This is a genomic window from Microbacterium sp. (assembly GCF_047972865.1).
Lineage (GTDB): Bacteria > Actinomycetota > Actinomycetes > Actinomycetales > Microbacteriaceae > Microbacterium.
In genome coordinates, this window is sequence record NZ_JBKEAY010000044.1 from 1 (window position 1) to 17,947 (window position 17,947).

At 68.8% G+C, this 17,947-nt stretch carries 16 protein-coding genes and 1 pseudogene; 13 read left to right on the top strand and 4 right to left on the bottom strand.

Annotation, left to right across the window (positions count from 1 at the left end; translation table 11 throughout):
• The first annotated feature begins 148 nt into the window (after positions 1 to 148).
• From ACK5KK_RS02315 to ACK5KK_RS02325, 3 genes and pseudogenes are all read left to right on the top strand, one after another.
• On the top strand, positions 149 to 370 hold the full coding sequence (locus tag ACK5KK_RS02315) for a hypothetical protein (protein WP_416888479.1): 222 nt from the start codon (positions 149 to 151) through the stop codon (positions 368 to 370).
• Positions 371 to 573: 203 nt separating this feature from the next.
• Positions 574 to 2,499, top strand: a pseudogene (gene thrS / locus ACK5KK_RS02320) (threonine--tRNA ligase).
• Positions 2,496 to 3,044, top strand: coding sequence for an HIT family protein (locus ACK5KK_RS02325; protein ID WP_416888480.1), 549 nt, complete (start codon positions 2,496 to 2,498; stop codon positions 3,042 to 3,044). The pseudogene thrS and the gene ACK5KK_RS02325 overlap by 4 nt, the downstream one beginning before the upstream one ends.
• A 190-nt stretch (positions 3,045 to 3,234) precedes the next feature.
• Here the strand turns inward: ACK5KK_RS02325 and pdxY are convergent, their stop codons facing one another.
• A complete protein-coding gene (pdxY, locus tag ACK5KK_RS02330; protein WP_416888481.1) occupies positions 3,235 to 4,086 on the bottom strand; it encodes a pyridoxal kinase PdxY in 852 nt (283 codons plus the stop codon).
• A gap of 7 nt (positions 4,087 to 4,093) precedes the next feature.
• Positions 4,094 to 5,431 carry an aminotransferase class I/II-fold pyridoxal phosphate-dependent enzyme gene (locus ACK5KK_RS02335; protein WP_416888482.1) on the bottom strand — a complete coding sequence of 446 codons (1,338 nt, stop codon included), beginning with the start codon at positions 5,429 to 5,431 and terminating at the stop codon, positions 4,094 to 4,096.
• 91 nt (positions 5,432 to 5,522) lie between these two features.
• Here ACK5KK_RS02335 and pdxS point away from each other — a divergent pair, with 91 nt between their 5' ends.
• The 10 genes from pdxS to ACK5KK_RS02385 all read left to right on the top strand — a co-directional run bounded on the left by pdxS (position 5,523) and on the right by ACK5KK_RS02385 (position 15,734).
• Positions 5,523 to 6,413, top strand: coding sequence for a pyridoxal 5'-phosphate synthase lyase subunit PdxS (gene pdxS, locus ACK5KK_RS02340; RefSeq protein WP_416888483.1), 891 nt, complete (start codon positions 5,523 to 5,525; stop codon positions 6,411 to 6,413).
• Positions 6,407 to 6,994 carry a pyridoxal 5'-phosphate synthase glutaminase subunit PdxT gene (gene pdxT, locus ACK5KK_RS02345; protein ID WP_416888484.1) on the top strand — a complete coding sequence of 196 codons (588 nt, stop codon included), beginning with the start codon at positions 6,407 to 6,409 and terminating at the stop codon, positions 6,992 to 6,994. The genes pdxS and pdxT overlap by 7 nt, the downstream gene beginning before the upstream one ends.
• Before the next feature lie 81 nt (positions 6,995 to 7,075).
• On the top strand, positions 7,076 to 7,837 hold the full coding sequence (locus tag ACK5KK_RS02350; RefSeq protein WP_416888485.1) for a YebC/PmpR family DNA-binding transcriptional regulator: 762 nt from the start codon (positions 7,076 to 7,078) through the stop codon (positions 7,835 to 7,837).
• Between the two features lie 47 nt (positions 7,838 to 7,884).
• Positions 7,885 to 8,451 (top strand): crossover junction endodeoxyribonuclease RuvC, encoded by a 567-nt coding sequence (ruvC, locus tag ACK5KK_RS02355; RefSeq protein ID WP_416888486.1) that lies wholly within the window; start codon positions 7,885 to 7,887, stop codon positions 8,449 to 8,451.
• A 46-nt stretch (positions 8,452 to 8,497) separates the two neighbouring features.
• Positions 8,498 to 9,112, top strand: a complete 615-nt coding sequence (gene ruvA / locus ACK5KK_RS02360) for a Holliday junction branch migration protein RuvA (RefSeq protein WP_416888487.1) — start codon at positions 8,498 to 8,500, stop codon at positions 9,110 to 9,112.
• Positions 9,105 to 10,133 (top strand): Holliday junction branch migration DNA helicase RuvB, encoded by a 1,029-nt coding sequence (gene ruvB, locus ACK5KK_RS02365; RefSeq protein ID WP_416888488.1) that lies wholly within the window; start codon positions 9,105 to 9,107, stop codon positions 10,131 to 10,133. Before ruvA ends, ruvB begins: the two co-directional genes overlap by 8 nt.
• A gap of 75 nt (positions 10,134 to 10,208) precedes the next feature.
• Complete coding sequence (locus ACK5KK_RS02370; RefSeq protein WP_416888489.1) at positions 10,209 to 10,676, top strand: preprotein translocase subunit YajC; 468 nt, start codon at positions 10,209 to 10,211, stop codon at positions 10,674 to 10,676.
• 40 nt (positions 10,677 to 10,716) lie between these two features.
• Positions 10,717 to 12,429, top strand: a complete 1,713-nt coding sequence (gene secD / locus ACK5KK_RS02375) for a protein translocase subunit SecD (protein ID WP_416888490.1) — start codon at positions 10,717 to 10,719, stop codon at positions 12,427 to 12,429.
• On the top strand, positions 12,429 to 13,418 hold the full coding sequence (secF, locus tag ACK5KK_RS02380) for a protein translocase subunit SecF (protein WP_416888491.1): 990 nt from the start codon (positions 12,429 to 12,431) through the stop codon (positions 13,416 to 13,418). Before secD ends, secF begins: the two co-directional genes overlap by 1 nt.
• A gap of 51 nt (positions 13,419 to 13,469) precedes the next feature.
• Positions 13,470 to 15,734 (top strand): RelA/SpoT family protein, encoded by a 2,265-nt coding sequence (locus tag ACK5KK_RS02385; RefSeq protein ID WP_416888492.1) that lies wholly within the window; start codon positions 13,470 to 13,472, stop codon positions 15,732 to 15,734.
• On the opposite strand, the gene ACK5KK_RS02390 is transcribed toward ACK5KK_RS02385, so the two are convergent.
• Positions 15,713 to 16,288 (bottom strand): SAM-dependent methyltransferase, encoded by a 576-nt coding sequence (locus ACK5KK_RS02390; RefSeq protein WP_416888493.1) that lies wholly within the window; start codon positions 16,286 to 16,288, stop codon positions 15,713 to 15,715. The genes ACK5KK_RS02385 and ACK5KK_RS02390 overlap by 22 nt on opposite strands.
• Before the next feature lie 93 nt (positions 16,289 to 16,381).
• The gene (locus ACK5KK_RS02395; RefSeq protein ID WP_416888494.1) at positions 16,382 to 17,641 is read right to left on the bottom strand and encodes a DUF349 domain-containing protein; all 1,260 of its coding nucleotides are present in this window, start codon (positions 17,639 to 17,641) and stop codon (positions 16,382 to 16,384) included.
• Positions 17,642 to 17,947: the final 306 nt, after the last annotated feature.

Genomic DNA, 17,947 nt, shown 5'->3' on the forward strand with positions numbered 1-17,947 from the left:
CACCCCCACCGACACCGCATCCGACAACCGAGAATCCGACACTGGCTTCCGCCACCCAGAACGAGGCATACCCCCAGCGTAAACCTCCAACCCCTAATTCAACGGTATTGCAGCTAACTACAGTGCTGCGGCTGAGGCGGTCGACACGATGGAAGAAGCCCTGGGTGACGCGGCCTCTTCGATCACGAACGCGGAAGTCAAAGAACCGCTCAACGACATGATCGCCGCGCTGGGTGAGTTCGGCACGGCGCTCGGCGGCATGGAAGACGGTGACACAGAGCGCCTCGGCGCGAACGCCGAGGCGCTGCAGGCGGCCGCCATGGCGTTGCAGGAAAGCGGCCTCGCCCTGGCAACTGTCTGCGGCGGATAAGCACGACCCTGCGGGAGACGGTGCGCGGACTGCACACCGCCTCCCGCGCCGGGACGAGTATTTCGTGCCGTACACGCGCGTCTCGCCGGGTAGGTTGGAACCCGACACTTCTGGAGCACTCCTTGACCGATGCCTCGCAGCCGTCCGCCGTGATCTTCCCGGCCGACGGCTTTGCCCTGTTCCCCGATCGATCCGTCGTCGCGATGCGCGTCGACGGTGAATTGCGCGACCTTGCGACTGTTGTCACCGAGTCTGCGACGGTGGAGCCGGTCACGATCGACAGCCCCGACGGGCTCAACATTCTGCGTCACTCCACGGCCCACGTGCTCGCCCAGGCCGTGCAGCGCATCCGCCCGCAGGCGACCCTCGGGATCGGCCCGCCGATCACGGACGGTTTCTACTACGATTTCGGCGTTGCGCAGCCGTTCACGCCCGAGGATCTGAAGGCCATCAAAAAGCAGATGGAGCGGATCGTCCGCGAGAACCAGCGGTTCGTGCGCCGGGCGGTCACGGACGACCAGGCGCGCACCGAATTGGCCGGCGAACCCTTCAAGCTGGAGCTGATCGGACTGTAGGGTGGCGCAGCATCCACCGAGGGTGCTTCCGTCGAGGTAGGCGATGCGGGGCTGACGATCTACGAAAACGTCACCCGCGACGGCGAGGTGGCCTGGAAGGACCTGTGCCGCGGACCGCATGTGCCGGGGACCCGCATGATCGGCAACGGATGGGACATCACCCGGGTGGCGGGGGCATACTGGCGGGGAAACGAAAACAACCCGCAGCTGCAGCGCATCTACGGCACCGCTTGGCCCAGCAAGGACGAACTGCGCGCCTACCAGCAAAGGCTCGAAGAGGCCGCCAAACGCGACCACCGCAAGCTCGGCAAAGAACTGGATCTGTTCTCGTTTCCCGACGAGATCGGCTCGGGGTTGAGCATCTGGCATCCCAAGGGCGGCATTGTGCGCGGCGAGATGGAGCAGCACGCGCGCCGCCGCCACATCGAGGCCGGTTACACCTACGTCTACACGCCGCACATCTCCAAAGAAGACCTCTTCCTCACCTCCAATCACCTTGTCACCTACAAGGAGGGCATGTTCCCGCCGATCGTGATGGACGAGGAGCGGGATGCCGAAGGTCACATCGTCAAGCAGGGGCAGGACTACTACCTCAAGCCCATGAACTGCCCCATGCACATCCTCATCTACCGGGAACGTGCGCGCAGTTACCGCGACTTGCCGATGCGACTGGCTGAGAACGGCACGGTGTACCGCAACGAACTGTCGGGTGCCCTGCACGGGCTCACTCGGGTGCGGGGATTCACGCAGGACGACTCACATCTGTTCGTCACGGAAGACCAACTCGAAGTCGAAGTCACCCGCGTGCTCGAGTTCGTGGTTTCGATGCTGCGTGACTTCGGGCTCGACGACTTCGAGCTCGAACTGTCGATGCGTGACGACGAGAAGGACAAGTGGATCGGCAGTGACCAGTTCTGGGAGTACTCCACCCAGGCGCTGCGCAATGTCGCGGTCGCCTCGGGGTTGAAGCTCACCGAGGTTCCCGGCGAAGCTGCGTTCTACGGGCCGAAGATCGACCTCAAGACCCGGGACGCGATCGGCCGGACCTGGCAGTTGTCGACGGTGCAGGTCGACCCGAACCTGCCCGAGCGGTTCGGCCTCGAATACACCGGACCCGACGGACATCAGCACCGGCCCATCATGATCCACCGGGCACTGTTCGGTTCCATCGAGCGGTTCTTCGCGATTCTCCTGGAGCACTACGCGGGAGCGTTCCCGGTGTGGCTCTCGCCGGTGCAGGTGGTCGGCATCCCCGTCGCCGAGGCCTTCGGCCCCTACCTCGACGAGATCATCGGACGGCTGCGGGATGCCGGAGTACGTGCCGAGGTCGATCATTCCGACGACCGCATGCAGAAGAAGATCCGCACCCATACGACGCAGAAGGTGCCGATCCAGCTGATCGCGGGGGAGCAGGACCGGTCCGCCGGTACCGTGTCCTTCCGATTCCGCGACGGGTCGCAGCTCGGCGGTATCCCCGTCGACGACGCGATCGCGACGATTACCGCCGCCATCGCCGAGCGTGTTCTGGTGAACACTGCTGCGGACCTCACATGACCGAGGCCGGCATGCCACTGCAGCGGGCGGGCGAGCTGGCGGGCGTGCCGGACGAGTTCCAGCGACTCTGGACTCCGCATCGGATGGCGTACATCGAGGCGGGGCCGGAACCGCTACGCGACGTGTGCCCGTTCTGCGCCGCGCCGAAACGGTCGGACGTGGACGGGCTGGTCGTCGCCCGCGGGAAGACCGCGTACGCGCTGCTGAACCTGTTCCCCTACAACTCAGGGCATCTGATGGTGTGTCCGTATCGTCACATCGCGACGTACGATCAGGCGACGGCGGACGAGGTGGCCGAGATCGGTGCGATCACCCAGACGGCGATGCGGGTGCTGCGGGAGGTGTCGCGGTGTGACGGCTTCAACATCGGCATGAACCAGGGCCGCGTCGCCGGTGCGGGCGTGGACGGTCACCTGCACCAGCACGTGGTTCCGCGGTGGGCGACCGACGCCAACTTCTTCCCGATCATCGCAAAGACCAAGGCCTTGCCGCAGTTGCTCGGCGAAGTGCGCGAGGCCGTCGCCGCCGCGTGGCCTGGCGCCTGACCCCCGTCCGCTCCCGCGAGCCCTCCCGCCGCCACGCAGGCCCACCTGCCCACCCCACCCAGACGAGCCTCGCGCCTCGCGAGACGGCAGTTGTGCTATCGAGACCGCGCAGAATCCCGACGGTCTCGATGACGGCGCTGTAGTCTCGCGGGGTGCGGGGTGCGGGGCGCGCCGGGCCGGCGGGGGAGAGTCAGCGGACCTGGGTGACGGGGAACTGCAGGCGCGGGTGGGCGTAGGACTCCTGGGCCTCGATCAGCTGCAGTTCGCGGTGACCGGAGCGGTGCGTCAGATCCAGCAGGTCCCAGACGCTCGACGTCGCGCGGGCCAGGGCGTCGGCGGCGTCGCCGGAGGCGCGGAAGTGTGCCGTGAACAGGGCCGCGGTGACATCGCCCGAGCCGTTCGCTTTCATCGGGATGTGCGGGGTCTGCACGATCCACGCGCCCGCATCCGTCACAGCGAGCATCTCGATCGTGCCCTCGGGACGATCGGGTCGTTCCACGCTGGTCACCAGCACGGTCGACGGCCCCATCGTGCGCGCGGCATCCGCCGACGCGAGCGTCGAGGCGAGGTCGGACGGCTCGGTCTCGGTGAGAAAGCCCAGCTCGAACTGGTTCGGGGTGATGATGTCGGCGGCCGGAACCACGCGGTCACGCAACAGCACCGGGATGGCCGGTGCGACGAAACACCCCGATTTCGCGTTGCCCATCACCGGATCGCAGGAGTACACCGCTCCCGGGTGGGCCTCTTTCACGGCGGCAACCGCCTCGAGGATCACGTCGGCGATGCCCTCGCTGCCTTGGTACCCCGACAGCACCACATCGATGTCGCCGAACGCGCCGCGTTCCCCGATGCCGGTGATCACCTCGCGCACGTCGTCGGGGGCGATGAGCGGCCCGCGCCACGCCCCGTACCCGGTGTGGTTGGAGAAGTTCACGGTGTAGACCGGCAGTACCTCCACGCCGATGCGCTGCAGCGGGAAGACGGCCGCGGAGTTGCCCACGTGACCGAACGCGACGGCGGACTGGATGGAGAGGATCTTCACGCGTCGATCATCCCACGCGTGCGGCGATGCGGACAGCCGCGACGGATGCCGCGATGTCCGCGGCCAGCCGGGCCGCATCGGCATCGTCGAGATCGTGCACCGTCAGCCGCAGGTGGGCGTCGGCGGCCGGGTCGGCGAGGCGGAACTCGTCGCCCGCCCGGGCGAGCCAGCCGCGCCGCATGAGGTGCGCTGTCACATCCCGCGCCGGCAGCGGCAGCGGCACCCACAGGTTGACGCCGTCGCCGGGTGCGGTCGGCAGCCCCTGCCGGGTGAGCAGTTCGGCGAACGCGGCGTTGCGGGCGGCGTAGTGCTCCCCGGCGACGCCTACCCCGGCGACCACCGCCGCATCGGTCACGAGCGCGTCGGTGAGCCGCTGCAGGAGGTGGCTGACCCACGTGGTCCCCGGGGTCAGCCGCAGCCCGAGACGTTCCGCCGTCTCCGCATCGGATGCCGTGACCGCCAAACACATGTCGGGTCCGAGGAACTTCGACACCGACCGTACGAGCGCCCACCGCCGATGACCGGGGCCGATGATCGAGTGGAACGCCCGCGTGGAGAGCATCGAGTAGTGGTCGTCCTCGATCACCAGGACGTACGGGTGCGCCGCGAGCACATCGCGCAGCGCCGCGGCGCGTGCGGCGGTGACGCTGGCGCCGGTGGGGTTCTGGGCTCGCGGCGTGCACACGACGGCGCGCACCCCGGCATCCAGCGCGGCGCGCAGGCCCGCGACGGTCATCCCTTCCGCGTCGACGGGGACGGCGACCGGCCGGAATCCGGCCAGGCGCACGGTGTGGATGCTGGGCAGGAAACAGGGGTCTTCCAACGCGACGGCGTCATCCCGGGTGAGCGCTTGGGTGAGAAGGCGCTCCACGGCATCGGCGGCGCCGCTCGTGATCGTGAGGTGCACGTCGTGCGCCGGGTCGAGCGCCGCGCGCATCCACTCCCGCGCCCACCGCTCCAGTCCCGGGTCGATCACCGGCTCGCCGTACAGCACGGGCCGATCGGTCACCGAGGCCCACGGCGGCGGGGGGATGCGCACCGGGTCGGGGTTGCCGGTACCGACGTCGCGCAGCACGCTGTTCGCGGCGAAACCCTCCTGGGCGACCGGTGCCGGCGCGGCCACGCGGGTGCCCCCGCGACCGCGCGCGACGACCAGTCCCGCCCCTGCCAGCTGGCGGTAGGCGGCGACGACGGTGTTGCGATTGACCTTCAGCCGCTCGGCCAGGGCGCGCACCGGCGGGAGTGCGTCGTCGTCCCGCAGCGCGCCGCGCTCGACGAGGGCGCGCACGCTGTCGGCGATCTCCGCCGCCGAGCTGCCGGTGATCGTCGTCTCCTCCACCGTCATAGCGACCAGACTACGGCGTGGGACATGGTAACTTTTGGCCTAGGTCAGAATTGGCGCCCGGGTCTTCCACGGCGCCCGAGAGGAGTCCCGCGTGTCCACCCCCACCACCGGATCGTCCCGCGTCAAGCGCGGCCTCGCCGAGATGCTCAAGGGCGGCGTCATCATGGACGTCGTCACCCCCGATCAGGCGAAGATCGCCGAGGATGCCGGTGCCGTCGCGGTCATGGCCCTCGAGCGCGTCCCGGCCGACATCCGCGCGCAGGGCGGCGTCTCCCGGATGAGCGATCCCGACATGATCGACGGCATCATCGAGGCCGTGTCGATTCCGGTGATGGCCAAGGCCCGGATCGGCCACTTCGTGGAGGCCCAGGTGCTGCAGGAACTCGGCGTCGACTACATCGACGAGTCGGAGGTGTTGTCGCCGGCGGACTACGTCAACCACATCGACAAGTGGAACTTCACCGTGCCGTTCGTGTGCGGCGCGACGAACCTCGGTGAGGCGCTGCGGCGCATCTCGGAGGGGGCTGCGATGATCCGCTCGAAGGGGGAGGCGGGCACCGGCGACGTATCGGAGGCGACCAAGCACATCCGCAAGATCACGAGCGAGATCAACGCCCTGCGCTCGAAGACCAAGGACGAGCTGTACGTCGCGGCCAAAGAACTGCAGGCGCCCTACGAACTGGTCGCCGAAGTCGCCGAGACCGGCGCGCTTCCGGTGGTGCTGTTCGTCGCCGGCGGCGTGGCGACCCCGGCGGATGCCGCGATGATGATGCAACTGGGCGCCGACGGTGTGTTCGTGGGCTCGGGCATCTTCCGCTCCGGCGACCCCGTCGCCCGCGCCGCGGCGATCGTGAAGGCGACGACGTTCCACGACGATCCGGCCGTCGTCGCCGAGGTCTCCCGCGGCCTGGGCGAGGCGATGGTCGGGATCAGCGTGGCCGAGCTTCCCGCCCCGCACCGCCTCGCCGAACGCGGGTGGTGACCCCGCGCGTCGGCGTTCTGGCGTTGCAGGGCGACGTGCGCGAGCACGTGCGCGTCCTGACCGCTCTGGGCGCCGCCGTCGACCTGGTGCGCCGGCCGGCGGAACTGGCGGCGGTGGACGGGCTCGTGCTCCCCGGCGGGGAGTCGAGCGTCATCGACAAGCTCGCGCGGTCGTTCGGGCTGCAGCAGCCCATCCGCGACGCGATCGCCGGAGGGATGCCGGTGTACGGCACGTGCGCGGGGCTCATCCTGCTCGCCGACCGGATCGTCGACGGGATCGCCGGGCAGCAGAGCTTCGGGGGCATGGACGTGACGGTGCAGCGCAACGCCTTCGGCAGCCAGCTCGAGTCGTTCGAGACCCGGCTGGCCGTCGCGGGATTCGACGTGCCGGTGCAGGCGGCCTTCATCCGTGCCCCGCTGGTGGTGCAGGCGGGTGACGAGGTGGAGCGGCTCGCCGTGCTCGGCGACGGCGGGATCGTCGCGGTGCGCCAGCGCGCTCTTCTCGCGACGTCGTTTCACCCCGAGGTGAGTGGGGAGACGCGCTTCCACGAGCTCTTCCTCGATGCGGTGCGGGGACGCTGACGGGCGCACCGAAACCGCCGGTCGCGCGGCTGAGTACAATCGACGGTGGCTTCAGCGCCGCGATCGACGAGCAGGAGAGACATGTCCGGGCATTCCAAGTGGGCGACGACCAAGCACAAGAAGGCCGTCATCGACGCGCGCCGCGCCAAGTCGTTCGCGAAGCTCATCAAGAACATCGAGGTGGCCGCGAAGATCGGCGGAGTCGACCTGGCAGGCAACCCGACGCTGTACGACGCCGTGCAGAAGGCGAAGAAGACCTCGGTCCCCAACGACAACATCGATCGCGCCATCAAGCGCGGGGGCGGAATCTCCGGGGATGCCGTCGAGTACCAGACGATCATGTACGAGGGCTACGGCCCCAACGGCGTCGCGCTGCTGATCGAGTGCCTCACCGACAACAAGAACCGTGCGGCCGCCGAGGTGCGCACCGCGCTGACCCGCAACGGCGGCACGCTCGCCGACCCCGGGTCGGTGTCGTACAACTTCTCGCGCAAGGGCGTGCTCGTCGTCTCCAGCGAGGGCACGACCGAGGACGACGTCATGCTGGCGGCGCTGGAGGCCGGTGCCGAAGAGGTCGAGCCGCACGCGCAGGGCTTCGAGGTCATCACCGATCCGTCCGATCTGGTCGGCGTGCGTTCGGCGGTGCAGGAGGCGGGCATGGACTACGAGTCCGCCGACGTGGAGTTCGTCCCGAGCCTGAAAGTCGAGGTCGACGCCGACACCGCGCGCAAGGTGTTCCGGCTCATCGACGCGCTGGAGGACAGCGACGATGTGCAGAACGTCTTCAGCAACTTCGACCTGACCGCCGAGGTGCAGGCCGAACTGGAGAACGACGAGGAGTAGCCGCGTTTCGGCGCCGGGGTCGCGTGTGCTCGGCGTAGCGTGGGGGAGTGGCATCCGCACTGCGCGTTCTCGGCATCGACCCCGGACTGACCCGTTGCGGCATCGGGGTGGTCGACGTGCGGGCGGACCGCTCGGCGACCCTGGTTCACGTCGGTGTGGCGCGCTCGCGGGCGGATGACCCGATCGAGACCCGGCTGGCGACGATCGCCGCGGGCATCCGTGAGGTGCTCGCCGCGCACCGGCCGCACGTGGTCGCCGTCGAGCGGGTGTTCGCACAGCAGAACCGGCACAGCGTCATGGGCACCGCGCAGGCCAGCGGCATCGCGCTGCTGATGGCGGCCGAGCACGGCATCGCCGCCGCCACCCACACACCCACCGAGGTGAAGGCCGCGATCACCGGCTACGGGTCGGCCGATAAGCGCCAAGTGCAGACCATGGTCGCCCGTGTGCTGCGGCTGGATGCGCTGCCGACCCCGGCCGACGCCGCCGACGCCCTCGCGCTGGCGCTGTGCCACGCGTGGCGGCAGGGCACGGCGCCGCAGGCGCCGGGCGCAGGGGCCCTCACCCCCGCGCAGCGTGCGTGGGCGGATGCCGAGCGGCTCAGCCGCCGCTGAGCGTGTCGGTCGAACAAAACTCCGATTCGATCCGTAGGCTCGGGTCATGATCTCGTCGCTGCGCGGACACGTTCTGCACTTGGACCCGGATGCGGTCGTCGTCGATGTGGGGGGCGTCGGCTTCGCCGTCGCCGTCACGGGAAGCCTGGCGGCGCAGTTCCACGTCGGCGACGAGATCGTGCTGCACACGAATCTCGTGGTGCGCGAGGACGCCCTGTCGCTGTACGGCTTCGAGACGCGTGACGAGCTGTCGGTGTTCCTGCACCTGCTGAGCGTGTCCGGCGTCGGGCCGAAGTCCGCCCTCGGAGTGCTGTCGGCGCTCACCGTCGCTCAGATCCACGACGCCGTCTCGACCGAGGACGACGCCCCGTTCCGGCGGGTATCCGGCATCGGCCCGAAGACCGCCAAACTCATCGTCGTGCAGTTGGCGGGCAAGCTCGCGGCGTCTTCGGCATCCGCGTCCGGAACCCCGCGAAACGCGTCGGCGGGATTGACCTCACAGGTCGTGGCGGCCCTGGTCGCGCTGGGGTGGCCGGAGCGCGTCGCCGCCGAGGCGGTCTCGGCGGTCGCGCCCGACGCGGGGGTCGACACGGTGCCCGCCATGCTCAAGCTGGCGCTGGCGTATCTGGGGCCGGCGCGCCGGGAGCCCAGCGGTGTCTGAGGTCCGCGACCCCGGCGTCGCCGAAGACGAGTCCGAGCTCGCTGTCGAGGGCGCGCTGCGCCCGGTGTCACTGGCGGAGTTCATCGGGCAGCAGAAGGTGCGCGGGCAACTGCAGCTGCTGCTGGATGCCGCGCGCATTCAGGAACGTCCCGCCGATCACATCCTGCTGTCGGGTCCGCCGGGATTGGGCAAGACGACGCTCGCGATGATCGTGGCGCACGAGAGCGGTCGCCCGCTGCGACTGTCCAGCGGGCCGGCGATCCAGCACGCGGGCGACCTGGCCGCGCTGCTGTCGAGCCTCGTGCCCGGTGAAGTGCTGTTCATCGACGAGATCCACCGTATGGCCCGGTCGGCCGAGGAGATGCTCTACCTCGCGATGGAGGACTTCCGGATCGACGTCATGGTGGGAAAGGGTGCCGGGGCGACGAGCATCCCGCTCGACCTCGCCCCGTTCACGCTGGTGGGTGCGACGACACGGTCGGGTCTGCTGCCGAACCCGCTGCGCGATCGCTTCGGGTTCACGGCGCACCTGGAGTACTACGAGCCCGAGGAGCTGGAGCGGGTCATCTCGCGGTCAGCGGGCATGCTCGACGTCGGGCTGCCGGCACCGGCCCGGGCCGAGATCGCCCGGCGCTCGCGGGGCACGCCCCGCATCGCGAACCGACTCCTGCGACGGGTGCGCGACTACCTCATCGTCCACCGCGACGGACGCGAGGCCGACCTCGCCGACGTATCGGCGGCGCTCGACCTCTATGACGTCGACGCGATCGGGCTGGATCGGCTCGACCGCGCGGTGCTCGACGCCGTGGTGCGCCGGTTCCAGGGCGGACCGGTGGGCCTGAGCACCCTCGCGGTCACGGTGGGCGAGGAGGCGGAGACTATCGAGTCGGTGGTGGAACCGTACCTGGTGCGCATCGGCTTCCTGGGGCGCACGCCGCGGGGCCGCGTGGCCACGGAGGACGCCTACCGTCATCTGGGAGTTCCGCGCGCCGCAGAGGCCCTGAGGTTCGATGACCTATAATCGCTGAAGGCTTCCGCTCGTATCTGTTCGCGCGCCCCCACAGTGCGCACCCCATTGAAAGGTGCATTCGCGCCCATGCTTTTTGCCGCGACCTCAACGCCCGCCCCCCAGCCGGAAGGCGTCGGCGGGTTCTTCTCGCAGTACGGGCTGCTGATCCTCCTTCTGGGTCTCATCGTCTTCATGTTCTGGAGTTCGCGCCGCCGCCAGGCGCGGATGAAGGCCGAGCAGGAGGAGAAGGCGACAAAGATGGTGCCCGGCGCCAAGGTGCTGCTGCAAGGTGGCCTGTACGGGACCATCGTCGACTTCGACGGCGACGACCTCTCGCTCCCGGCACGCGTCGAGATCGCTCCGGGCGTCGTCATCGAGGTGCACAGCCAGGCCGTGCTGCGCATCGTCGAGGACGAGCCGACGACCGATCCGATCCCGGGCGACGACCTCATCCCGGACTCGGTCGCGCAGGACACCACCGAGTCGGCGAGCGAGCAGACTGCCGGCGACGACTCCGATGCGGACTCCGACACGGACGACGCACCGAAGTCCTGATCCACACCGCTCGGCGGTGCTTCCAGAAAGCTGACCACCCGTGGCCACACCGACTCCTGTCCGTCATGCGTGGCGCGCTCTCACCGCGCTGCTGACGATCACCGCCGTCCTGTTCGGCATCAACGCCCTCGGCGTCTACGTCTTCGGCAAGAGTTCCTGGGTTCCCGAGCTCGCCCTCGACCTGCAGGGCGGCACCCAGATCATCCTCGAGGCGCAGACCGCCGACGGGAGCGAACCCGGCGCCGAGCAGATGAACCAGGCGGTGACCATCATCCGCCAGCGCGTCGACGCCTCCGGTGTCGGCGAAGCGCAGATCACCACCCAGGCCGGCAACCAGATCGTCGTGCAGGTGCCCGGCGAAGCGGACGAAGAGACCCGCAACCGCATCGAGGCGTCCGCACAGCTGCAGTTGCGGGCCGTACTGACCACGACCGCAGCGGTCAGCACCTACGTCGGCGAAGACGGCAACGAGACGCCCTATCCCTCGCCCGACCCGACGCTCAACGCCGTTCCCACCAGCGAGCCCACCGACGGCAGCGACCTGGCCTGGGTCACGGATGCGCTGTACGCGGAGTTCCTCGCCTACGACTGCTCCGCGCAGGACAACAACCCGGCCGACGAGCCGGCCGATCAGCCGCTCATCACGTGCGACGCCACCGGCACCGGGAAGTACCTGCTGGGGCCGGTCGAACTCGATGGGTCGTCGATCGACGACGCGACCAGCGGCCTGAACAGCCAGAATGGCCGCTGGGCCGTCAACATCGTCTTCGACGGCACCGGCACGGAGGTCTTCGGCAACATCAGCAGCCGGCTGTACTCGCTGCAGTCGCCGCAGAACCAGTTCGCGTTCGTGCTCGACGGCACCGTGCTGTCGGCGCCGTCGATGGATGCCGTCATCCTCGACGGCAAACCGCAGATCACCGGGTCGTTCACGCAGGACAGCGCCAAGGTCCTCGCCGACCAGCTGAAGTACGGTGCCCTGCCGCTGAGCTTCGAAGTGCAGTCCAGCAACTCGATCTCCGCGACGCTCGGGTCCCAGCAACTGCAGATCGGTGTGATCGCCGGTCTCATCGGTCTCGCGCTGGTCGCGCTGTACTCACTGATCGTGTACCGCGCACTCGGGTTCGTCATCATCGCCTCGCTCGTGGTCATGGGTGTGCTCACCTACGTGACGCTGTGCATCCTGGCCTGGCGGATGGGTTTCCGGCTCTCGCTGGCCGGTGTCGCCGGCCTCATCGTCACGATCGGCTTCACCGCCGACTCGTTCATCGTGTACTTCGAGCGAATACGTGACGAGCTGCGCGACGGCAAGTCGATCACGAGCGCCGTCGAGGACGGCTGGGCGCGGGCCAAGCGCACCATCTACATCTCGAAGTCGATCAACATCCTCGCCGCGGTCGTGCTTTACATCCTCGCCGACGCGACCGTGAAGGGCTTCGCCTTCACGCTGGGTCTCACCACGGCGATCGACATCCTCATTTTCATCCTGTTCACCCACCCCGTACTGCAGTTGCTCGCGCGGACCCGGTTCTTCGGCAGCGGGCATCCCCTGTCGGGTCTCGACCCGGCGGCGCTGGGCGCCGTCTACCGGGGCCGGGCCCAGTTCCGCGCCCCCGTCACGGCGGGCTCGAAGGGATCGGCGGCGCGCGCCGGACGGGCGGGTCGAGAGGCCCAGCGCCGGCAGACCATCGCCGAACGCAAGCTCGCGCAACAACACGGCGATAGCTCCGGTACGACGAAAGGAGACGACTGATGCGCTCCATGAATCAGCTCGGTAACGACCTGTACACCGGCAAGACCTCGTTCCCGTTCGTCGGCCGTCGTCGCCTGTGGTTCCTCATCGCGGCGCTGTTGGTGATCGGCTCGGCCTTGGTCCCGCTGATCAGGCCGGTGCAGTTCTCGATCGAGTTCACCGGCGGGTCGCAGTTCACGATCAACGGCGTCACCGACCTCGACCAGTCGATTGCCACCGAGGCGGTCCAGTCGGTCGTTCCGGGTGCGGCCACACGCGTCACCACGATCGGCGACGACGCGGTCCGTATCCAGACCGACCAGATGACCGACGTCGAGACCCGCGATGTCACCGCCGCTCTGGCGGACGCCTATTCCGTCGAGACGGCGAGCGTCAGCTCTTCGTTCATCGGGCCCGCCTGGGGCCAGGACGTCACGCGGCAGTCGCTGTGGGGTCTGGCGATCTTCCTTGCGCTCACCTTCATCATCCTCGCGGTGTATTTCCGCACCTGGAAGATGTCGGTCGCGGCCATCATCGGCCTCGTGGACGTGCTCGTGATCACGGTCGGTGTCTACGCCCTGTTCGGGTTCGAGATCTCGCCGGCCGCCGTCATCGGGTTCCTCACGATCCTGTCCTACTCGCTCTATGACACGACCGTCGTCTTCGACAAGATCAGGGAGAACACGAGGGAGGACGGCGAGCAATCCGGGCGGACGTTCGGCGAGTCGGTCAACCTCGCCGTCAACCAGACGCTGGTGCGTTCGATCAACACGACGGTCGTCGCAGCGCTCCCCACCGCCGCCATCCTCTTCATCGGTGCGCTGTGGCTGGGTGCGCAGACCCTCACCGATATCTCGCTGTCGATCTTCGTGGGCACGATCGTTGCCGCGTATTCGACGCTGTTCGTGGCGGCGCCGCTGTACTCGCTGCTGCGCGAGAACGAGACGCCGATCACCGACCGCGATGCCCGCGTGCGGGAGGCGCGTCAGGCGGCGCTCGCGGAGAGTTGAGCTCTCGCCCGGGCGTAGGATTGTGTCATCTCGTCGGTAGGAGGTGACCGGATGACGCAGGCGACGCCCGCCCCGGCATCGGGTGCGCAACCGTCGTCCCTGCTTCGTCTCGTTCCCCGCATCTTCTCGCGCGCACCCGCGCGCGACGGCGTGGAGAACCTGCTGCGCACGGTGCGCACGCATCACCCCAAGGGTGACGTCTCCATCGTCGAACGCGCCTACCGGGTGGCGGAGAAGGCCCACGCGCCGCAGAAACGGCAAAGCGGCGAACCGTACATCACCCACCCGCTCGCGGTCGCGCAGATCCTCGCCGAACTCGGGCTCGGCCCGCGGGCGGTGGCCGCGGCGCTGTTGCACGACACCGTGGAGGACACCGACTACACACTGGAGCAACTCAGCGCAGAGTTCGGCGACGAGATCTCGATGCTGGTGGACGGGGTCACCAAGCTCGACAAGGTCAAGTACGGTGATGCCGCCCAGGCCGAGACGGTCCGGAAGATGCTCGTGGCGATGTCCAAGGACATCCGTGTGCTGCTGATCAAACTCGCCGACCGGCTCCACAACGCACGGACCTGGGGTTTCGTTCCGCCCGAGAAAGCGGCGAAGAAGGCCACGGAGACGCTGGAGATCTACGCGCCGCTGGCCCACCGCCTCGGCATCCAGGCGATCAAGAGCGAACTCGAGGACCTGTCGTTCGCGGTCCTGCACCCCAAGCTTTACGCCGAGATCGAGAGCCTCGTCAAGCAGCGCACGCCGCAACGCGAGGAGTATGTGCAGTCGGTGATCGACGCCGTCGACACCGACCTGCGTGATCTCCGTATCCGTGGTCGCGTCATGGGCCGGCCGAAGCAGCTGTATTCGGTGTACCAGAAGATGGTGGTCCGGGGCCGGGACTTCGACGACATCTACGACCTGCTCGGCATCCGTGTGCTTGTCGGCACGGTCCGCGACTGCTACGCGGTACTCGGCGCGATCCACGCCCGCTGGACTCCCATGCCGGGGCGGTTCAAGGACTACATCGCCACCCCCAAGTTCAACCTCTACCAGTCGCTGCACACGACGGTGATCGGCCCCGGTGGCCGCACCGTCGAGATCCAGATCCGCACCAACGAGATGCACCAGCACGCGGAGTACGGTGTGGCCGCGCACTGGAAATACAAAGAACAGGTCGGCGGGGGCAAAGCATCGGCCAAATCGGTCGACACCGACATGGCCTGGTTGGCGCACATCTCCGACTGGCAGGCCGAGACCGCCGACCCGGGTGAGTTCCTGGATTCGCTCCGCTTCGAGATCGGGGCGAAGGAGGTCTACGTCTTCACGCCTAAGGGCCGGGTCATCGGGCTACCCTCGGGTGCCACGCCGGTCGACTTCGCGTACGCCGTGCACACCGAGATCGGGCACCGCACCATGGGCGCCAAGGTGAACGGACGCCTGGTGCCGCTGGAATCCGCGCTGCACTCCGGCGACGTCGTCGAGGTGTTCACGTCGAAGAACCCGGATGCCGGCCCCAGCCAGGATTGGCTGGGGTTCGTCGCCTCCACCCGGGCGCGGAGCAAGATCCGTGGGTGGTTCACGAAGGAGCGACGCGAGGAGGCCGTCGAGCAGGGCAAAGACTCGATCGCCCGCGCGATGCGGCGGCAGAACCTCCCGCTGCAGCGGCTGATGGGGCAGGACTCCCTTGCCGAGGTCGCCCACCAGCTGCGCTACGACGACGTCACCGCTCTGTACGCCGCCATCGGCGAGGGGCACGTCTCGACGCAGTCGGTGATCGAGAAGATCACCGCCCTGGTGCGCGCTCAGGACGAGTCGTCTGCCGCGACGATCGACATTCCGCGCGTTGGGCGCTCGAAGGTGCCGCGCGGCGGCGACTCGGGCGTATTGGTGCTGGGAGCCCCCGACATCCTCGTGAAGCTCGCGAAATGCTGCACCCCGGTCCCGGGCGACCCGATCGTCGGGTTCGTCACCCGCGGCAGCGGGGTCTCGGTGCACCGCGCCGACTGCACCAACGTCGCCGCGCTCTCCCGCGAACAGGCGCGGATGACCGAGGTCTCCTGGGCCCCGCACACCAAGAGCGTGTTCCTCGTGCAGATCCAGGTGGAGGCGCTGGACCGCGCGGGTCTGCTCAGCGACGTCACCCGGGTGCTCAGCGAGCACCACGTCAACATTCTGTCGGCCTCGGTCACGACGTCCAACGACCGGCTCGCGATCAGCCGATTCGTGTTCGAGATGGGCGACATCGTGCATTTGGACCGTGTGTTGAACGCGGTTCGTCGCATCGATGCCGTATACGACGTCTACCGCACCACCTCCAGCTGAGCGGGAAGCTCTCGCGCATACTGTTCGAGCCACGCCCGCGCCGTGCGTTTGTGCCGGAGCTGCTGGCAAGTGCGCAGCCACTGGATCGTCTCCTCGACCAGCTGCGGTCGCCATCGGCACAGCGCCGCGACGACCTCGGCGGCATCCGTGCGGCCACTGACCAGGTCGCGCACCGCGTCGTCGAGGGTGCGGATGGGGTGTGTCAGGTGCACTCCGCTGAGGCACGCGAGGTCTCGCGACGGGATACGGGCGTCGCGGTACTCGAGTCGGGCGTCGATGACATGCGGCAGGCGGTGCGAGACGATGCGCTGGACGCGGTGGCGCGCGGGCAGGCGAAGCAGGGCGCCGTGCACCCATGCCGCCGACTCGTGCGTCAGCGCCATGTCGCTTCCAACGAGCACACTCAGTGACGCTGCGCGCAGTTCCGGAGTCTCGACGGCATCCGCGGGGATGAACGCGTCGCCGAGCTCGACGACAAGACCGTCCAGGCGCGCGGAACGCAGTTCCGCGGCGGAGAGACGGTCGTCGCTGTGGTAGACGAAGGGCCAAGACATGACCCCAGTGTGGCCGCGCGAGCGGGCGTCCGGGTGCGATGAACGCGTGTTGTGGACAGTCGCCGCGCTGTGTGTGTGGGGGAGGGGGATCCCTCAGCCGCCGAGGGCAGCCAGCCACGCCTTCCGGGTCGCCAACGCCTCGCGAGCCGCCGCGGCCGCGGACGCGTCGCCGGAGGAATCGGCCGCAGCGGCCTCCTGCTCAAGCTTGGCGATCGCATCGTGCAGCTGCTGGGTCATGTCGTTCTGGCGCGCCTTGGTCTCGGGGTTGTTCGACTTCCAGTCCTGGTCCTCGCGCGAGCGCAGCGCCTGCTCGATCTTGCGCAGATCGTCGTCGAGACCGCGTTCGACGTCGCGGGGGAAGACCCGCCCGATGTCGTCCCAACGGCGCTGGATGCCGGTCAGCAGCGTGCGCGCGGCAGGAAGGTCCTTCTCGCCCGCGACGCCCTGTGCCTCCGTCAGCAGCGCCCGCTTGGCTTCGATCTTCTCCTTGGACTCCTCGACCTCGGCGCGCTCACGTTCGGCCCGCGCACCGTACAGGGCATCGCCGGCGGCCTTGAACCTTGCCCACAAGGCGTCGTCGGCCTTCCGTACCGCGCGACCGGAACGCTTCCACCGCTCCAGCAGGTCGCGGAAGTCGGCGATGCCGACTTCACCCTTGCTGGCGAGGGCTTCTGCGCGTTCGATCAGCCGGGTCTTCTCGGCGCGGGCCGACTTGTGTTGTTCATCGAGTGTGGAGTAGAAGTCGCGACGGTGGCGGTCGACGACCGAACGCGCGTCACGGAAGCGTTTCCACAGTTGGTGGCTCGTCGACTTCGGCAGCCGAGGACCTTCGGACTGGTGGGTCTGCCACAACGCGAACAGGTCGGAGATCTCGGCGGTGGTCTGCTTCCACTGGATCGTCTTCGGGTCTCGGGCCGCGATCGCCTCGATCTGCTCGACGATCGCGGTGCGATGGACGACCGCCGCCGCGACCGCCTCGCGGGCGGCCTGGGCCTGCTCGGCGGTGGCTTCCACGAGCGTGGCCTCCAGGGCCGTCAGACGTGCCTCCAGTCCCGCAAGATCCCCCACGGCAGCGGCCCCGGTCACGCGCTCGCGCACGGTCTGCGCGGTCGAGCGCAGGTCTGCCGCGGAGGCGCCGCCGCGGCGGTGGCGCTCTTCCAGCAGCCGCACTTCGCCGTCGAGATCGGCGAACTTGCGCTCGAAGTAGGCAAGTGCTTCCTCCGGCGTGCCGTCGGGGTACTCACCGACGACGCGCCACGTCTCGCCCTCCCGGACCTCGACGGTGCCGTTCTCACCGACCCGGCCCCACGGCTCGGACGGGGGCGTCGGGGTAGTCGTTCCCGCGGGCGGCATCGGCACCGGGCGCGGCGTCGGGCGCGGACCGGGGACGGCGGTCGGTGACGGGGAAGGGACCGGCGGTGCCGACGCGGCAGCAGGCGGTCCCGGAGGGGCGGCAGGCGGTGCCGGGGGGGCGGCCGATGGTGTCGCGGGTGACTCGGATGCGGGCTGACCCGGCGCCGCGGTGCCGGGCGCGGTGACCGCCGCAACGTCGGCTTCGGGCGCAGCCGGAGCCTCAGGTTCGGGCTCGGGTGTCGGCGCGGGCGCAGGCTCGGCCGACACCTCAGAACCGGGTGTGGGCGTCGCGCCCTCGGTGGTCTC

What these genes read in the sequence shown, in the direction of transcription:
- ACK5KK_RS02315 (WP_416888479.1), top strand. Translation starts at nt 149, where the DNA reads ATGGAAGAAGCCCTGGGTGACGCGGCCTCTTCGATCACGAACGCGGAA.
- ACK5KK_RS02325 (WP_416888480.1), top strand. Translation starts at nt 2,496, where the DNA reads ATGACCGAGGCCGGCATGCCACTGCAGCGGGCGGGCGAGCTGGCGGGC.
- ACK5KK_RS02335 (WP_416888482.1), bottom strand. Translation starts at nt 5,431, where the DNA reads ATGACGGTGGAGGAGACGACGATCACCGGCAGCTCGGCGGCGGAGATC.
- ACK5KK_RS02350 (WP_416888485.1), top strand. Translation starts at nt 7,076, where the DNA reads ATGTCCGGGCATTCCAAGTGGGCGACGACCAAGCACAAGAAGGCCGTC.
- ruvA (WP_416888487.1), top strand. Translation starts at nt 8,498, where the DNA reads ATGATCTCGTCGCTGCGCGGACACGTTCTGCACTTGGACCCGGATGCG.
- ACK5KK_RS02370 (WP_416888489.1), top strand. Translation starts at nt 10,209, where the DNA reads ATGCTTTTTGCCGCGACCTCAACGCCCGCCCCCCAGCCGGAAGGCGTC.
- secF (WP_416888491.1), top strand. Translation starts at nt 12,429, where the DNA reads ATGCGCTCCATGAATCAGCTCGGTAACGACCTGTACACCGGCAAGACC.
- ACK5KK_RS02385 (WP_416888492.1), top strand. Translation starts at nt 13,470, where the DNA reads ATGACGCAGGCGACGCCCGCCCCGGCATCGGGTGCGCAACCGTCGTCC.
- ACK5KK_RS02390 (WP_416888493.1), bottom strand. Translation starts at nt 16,288, where the DNA reads ATGTCTTGGCCCTTCGTCTACCACAGCGACGACCGTCTCTCCGCCGCG.
- ACK5KK_RS02395 (WP_416888494.1), bottom strand. Translation starts at nt 17,641, where the DNA reads ATGCCGCCCGCGGGAACGACTACCCCGACGCCCCCGTCCGAGCCGTGG.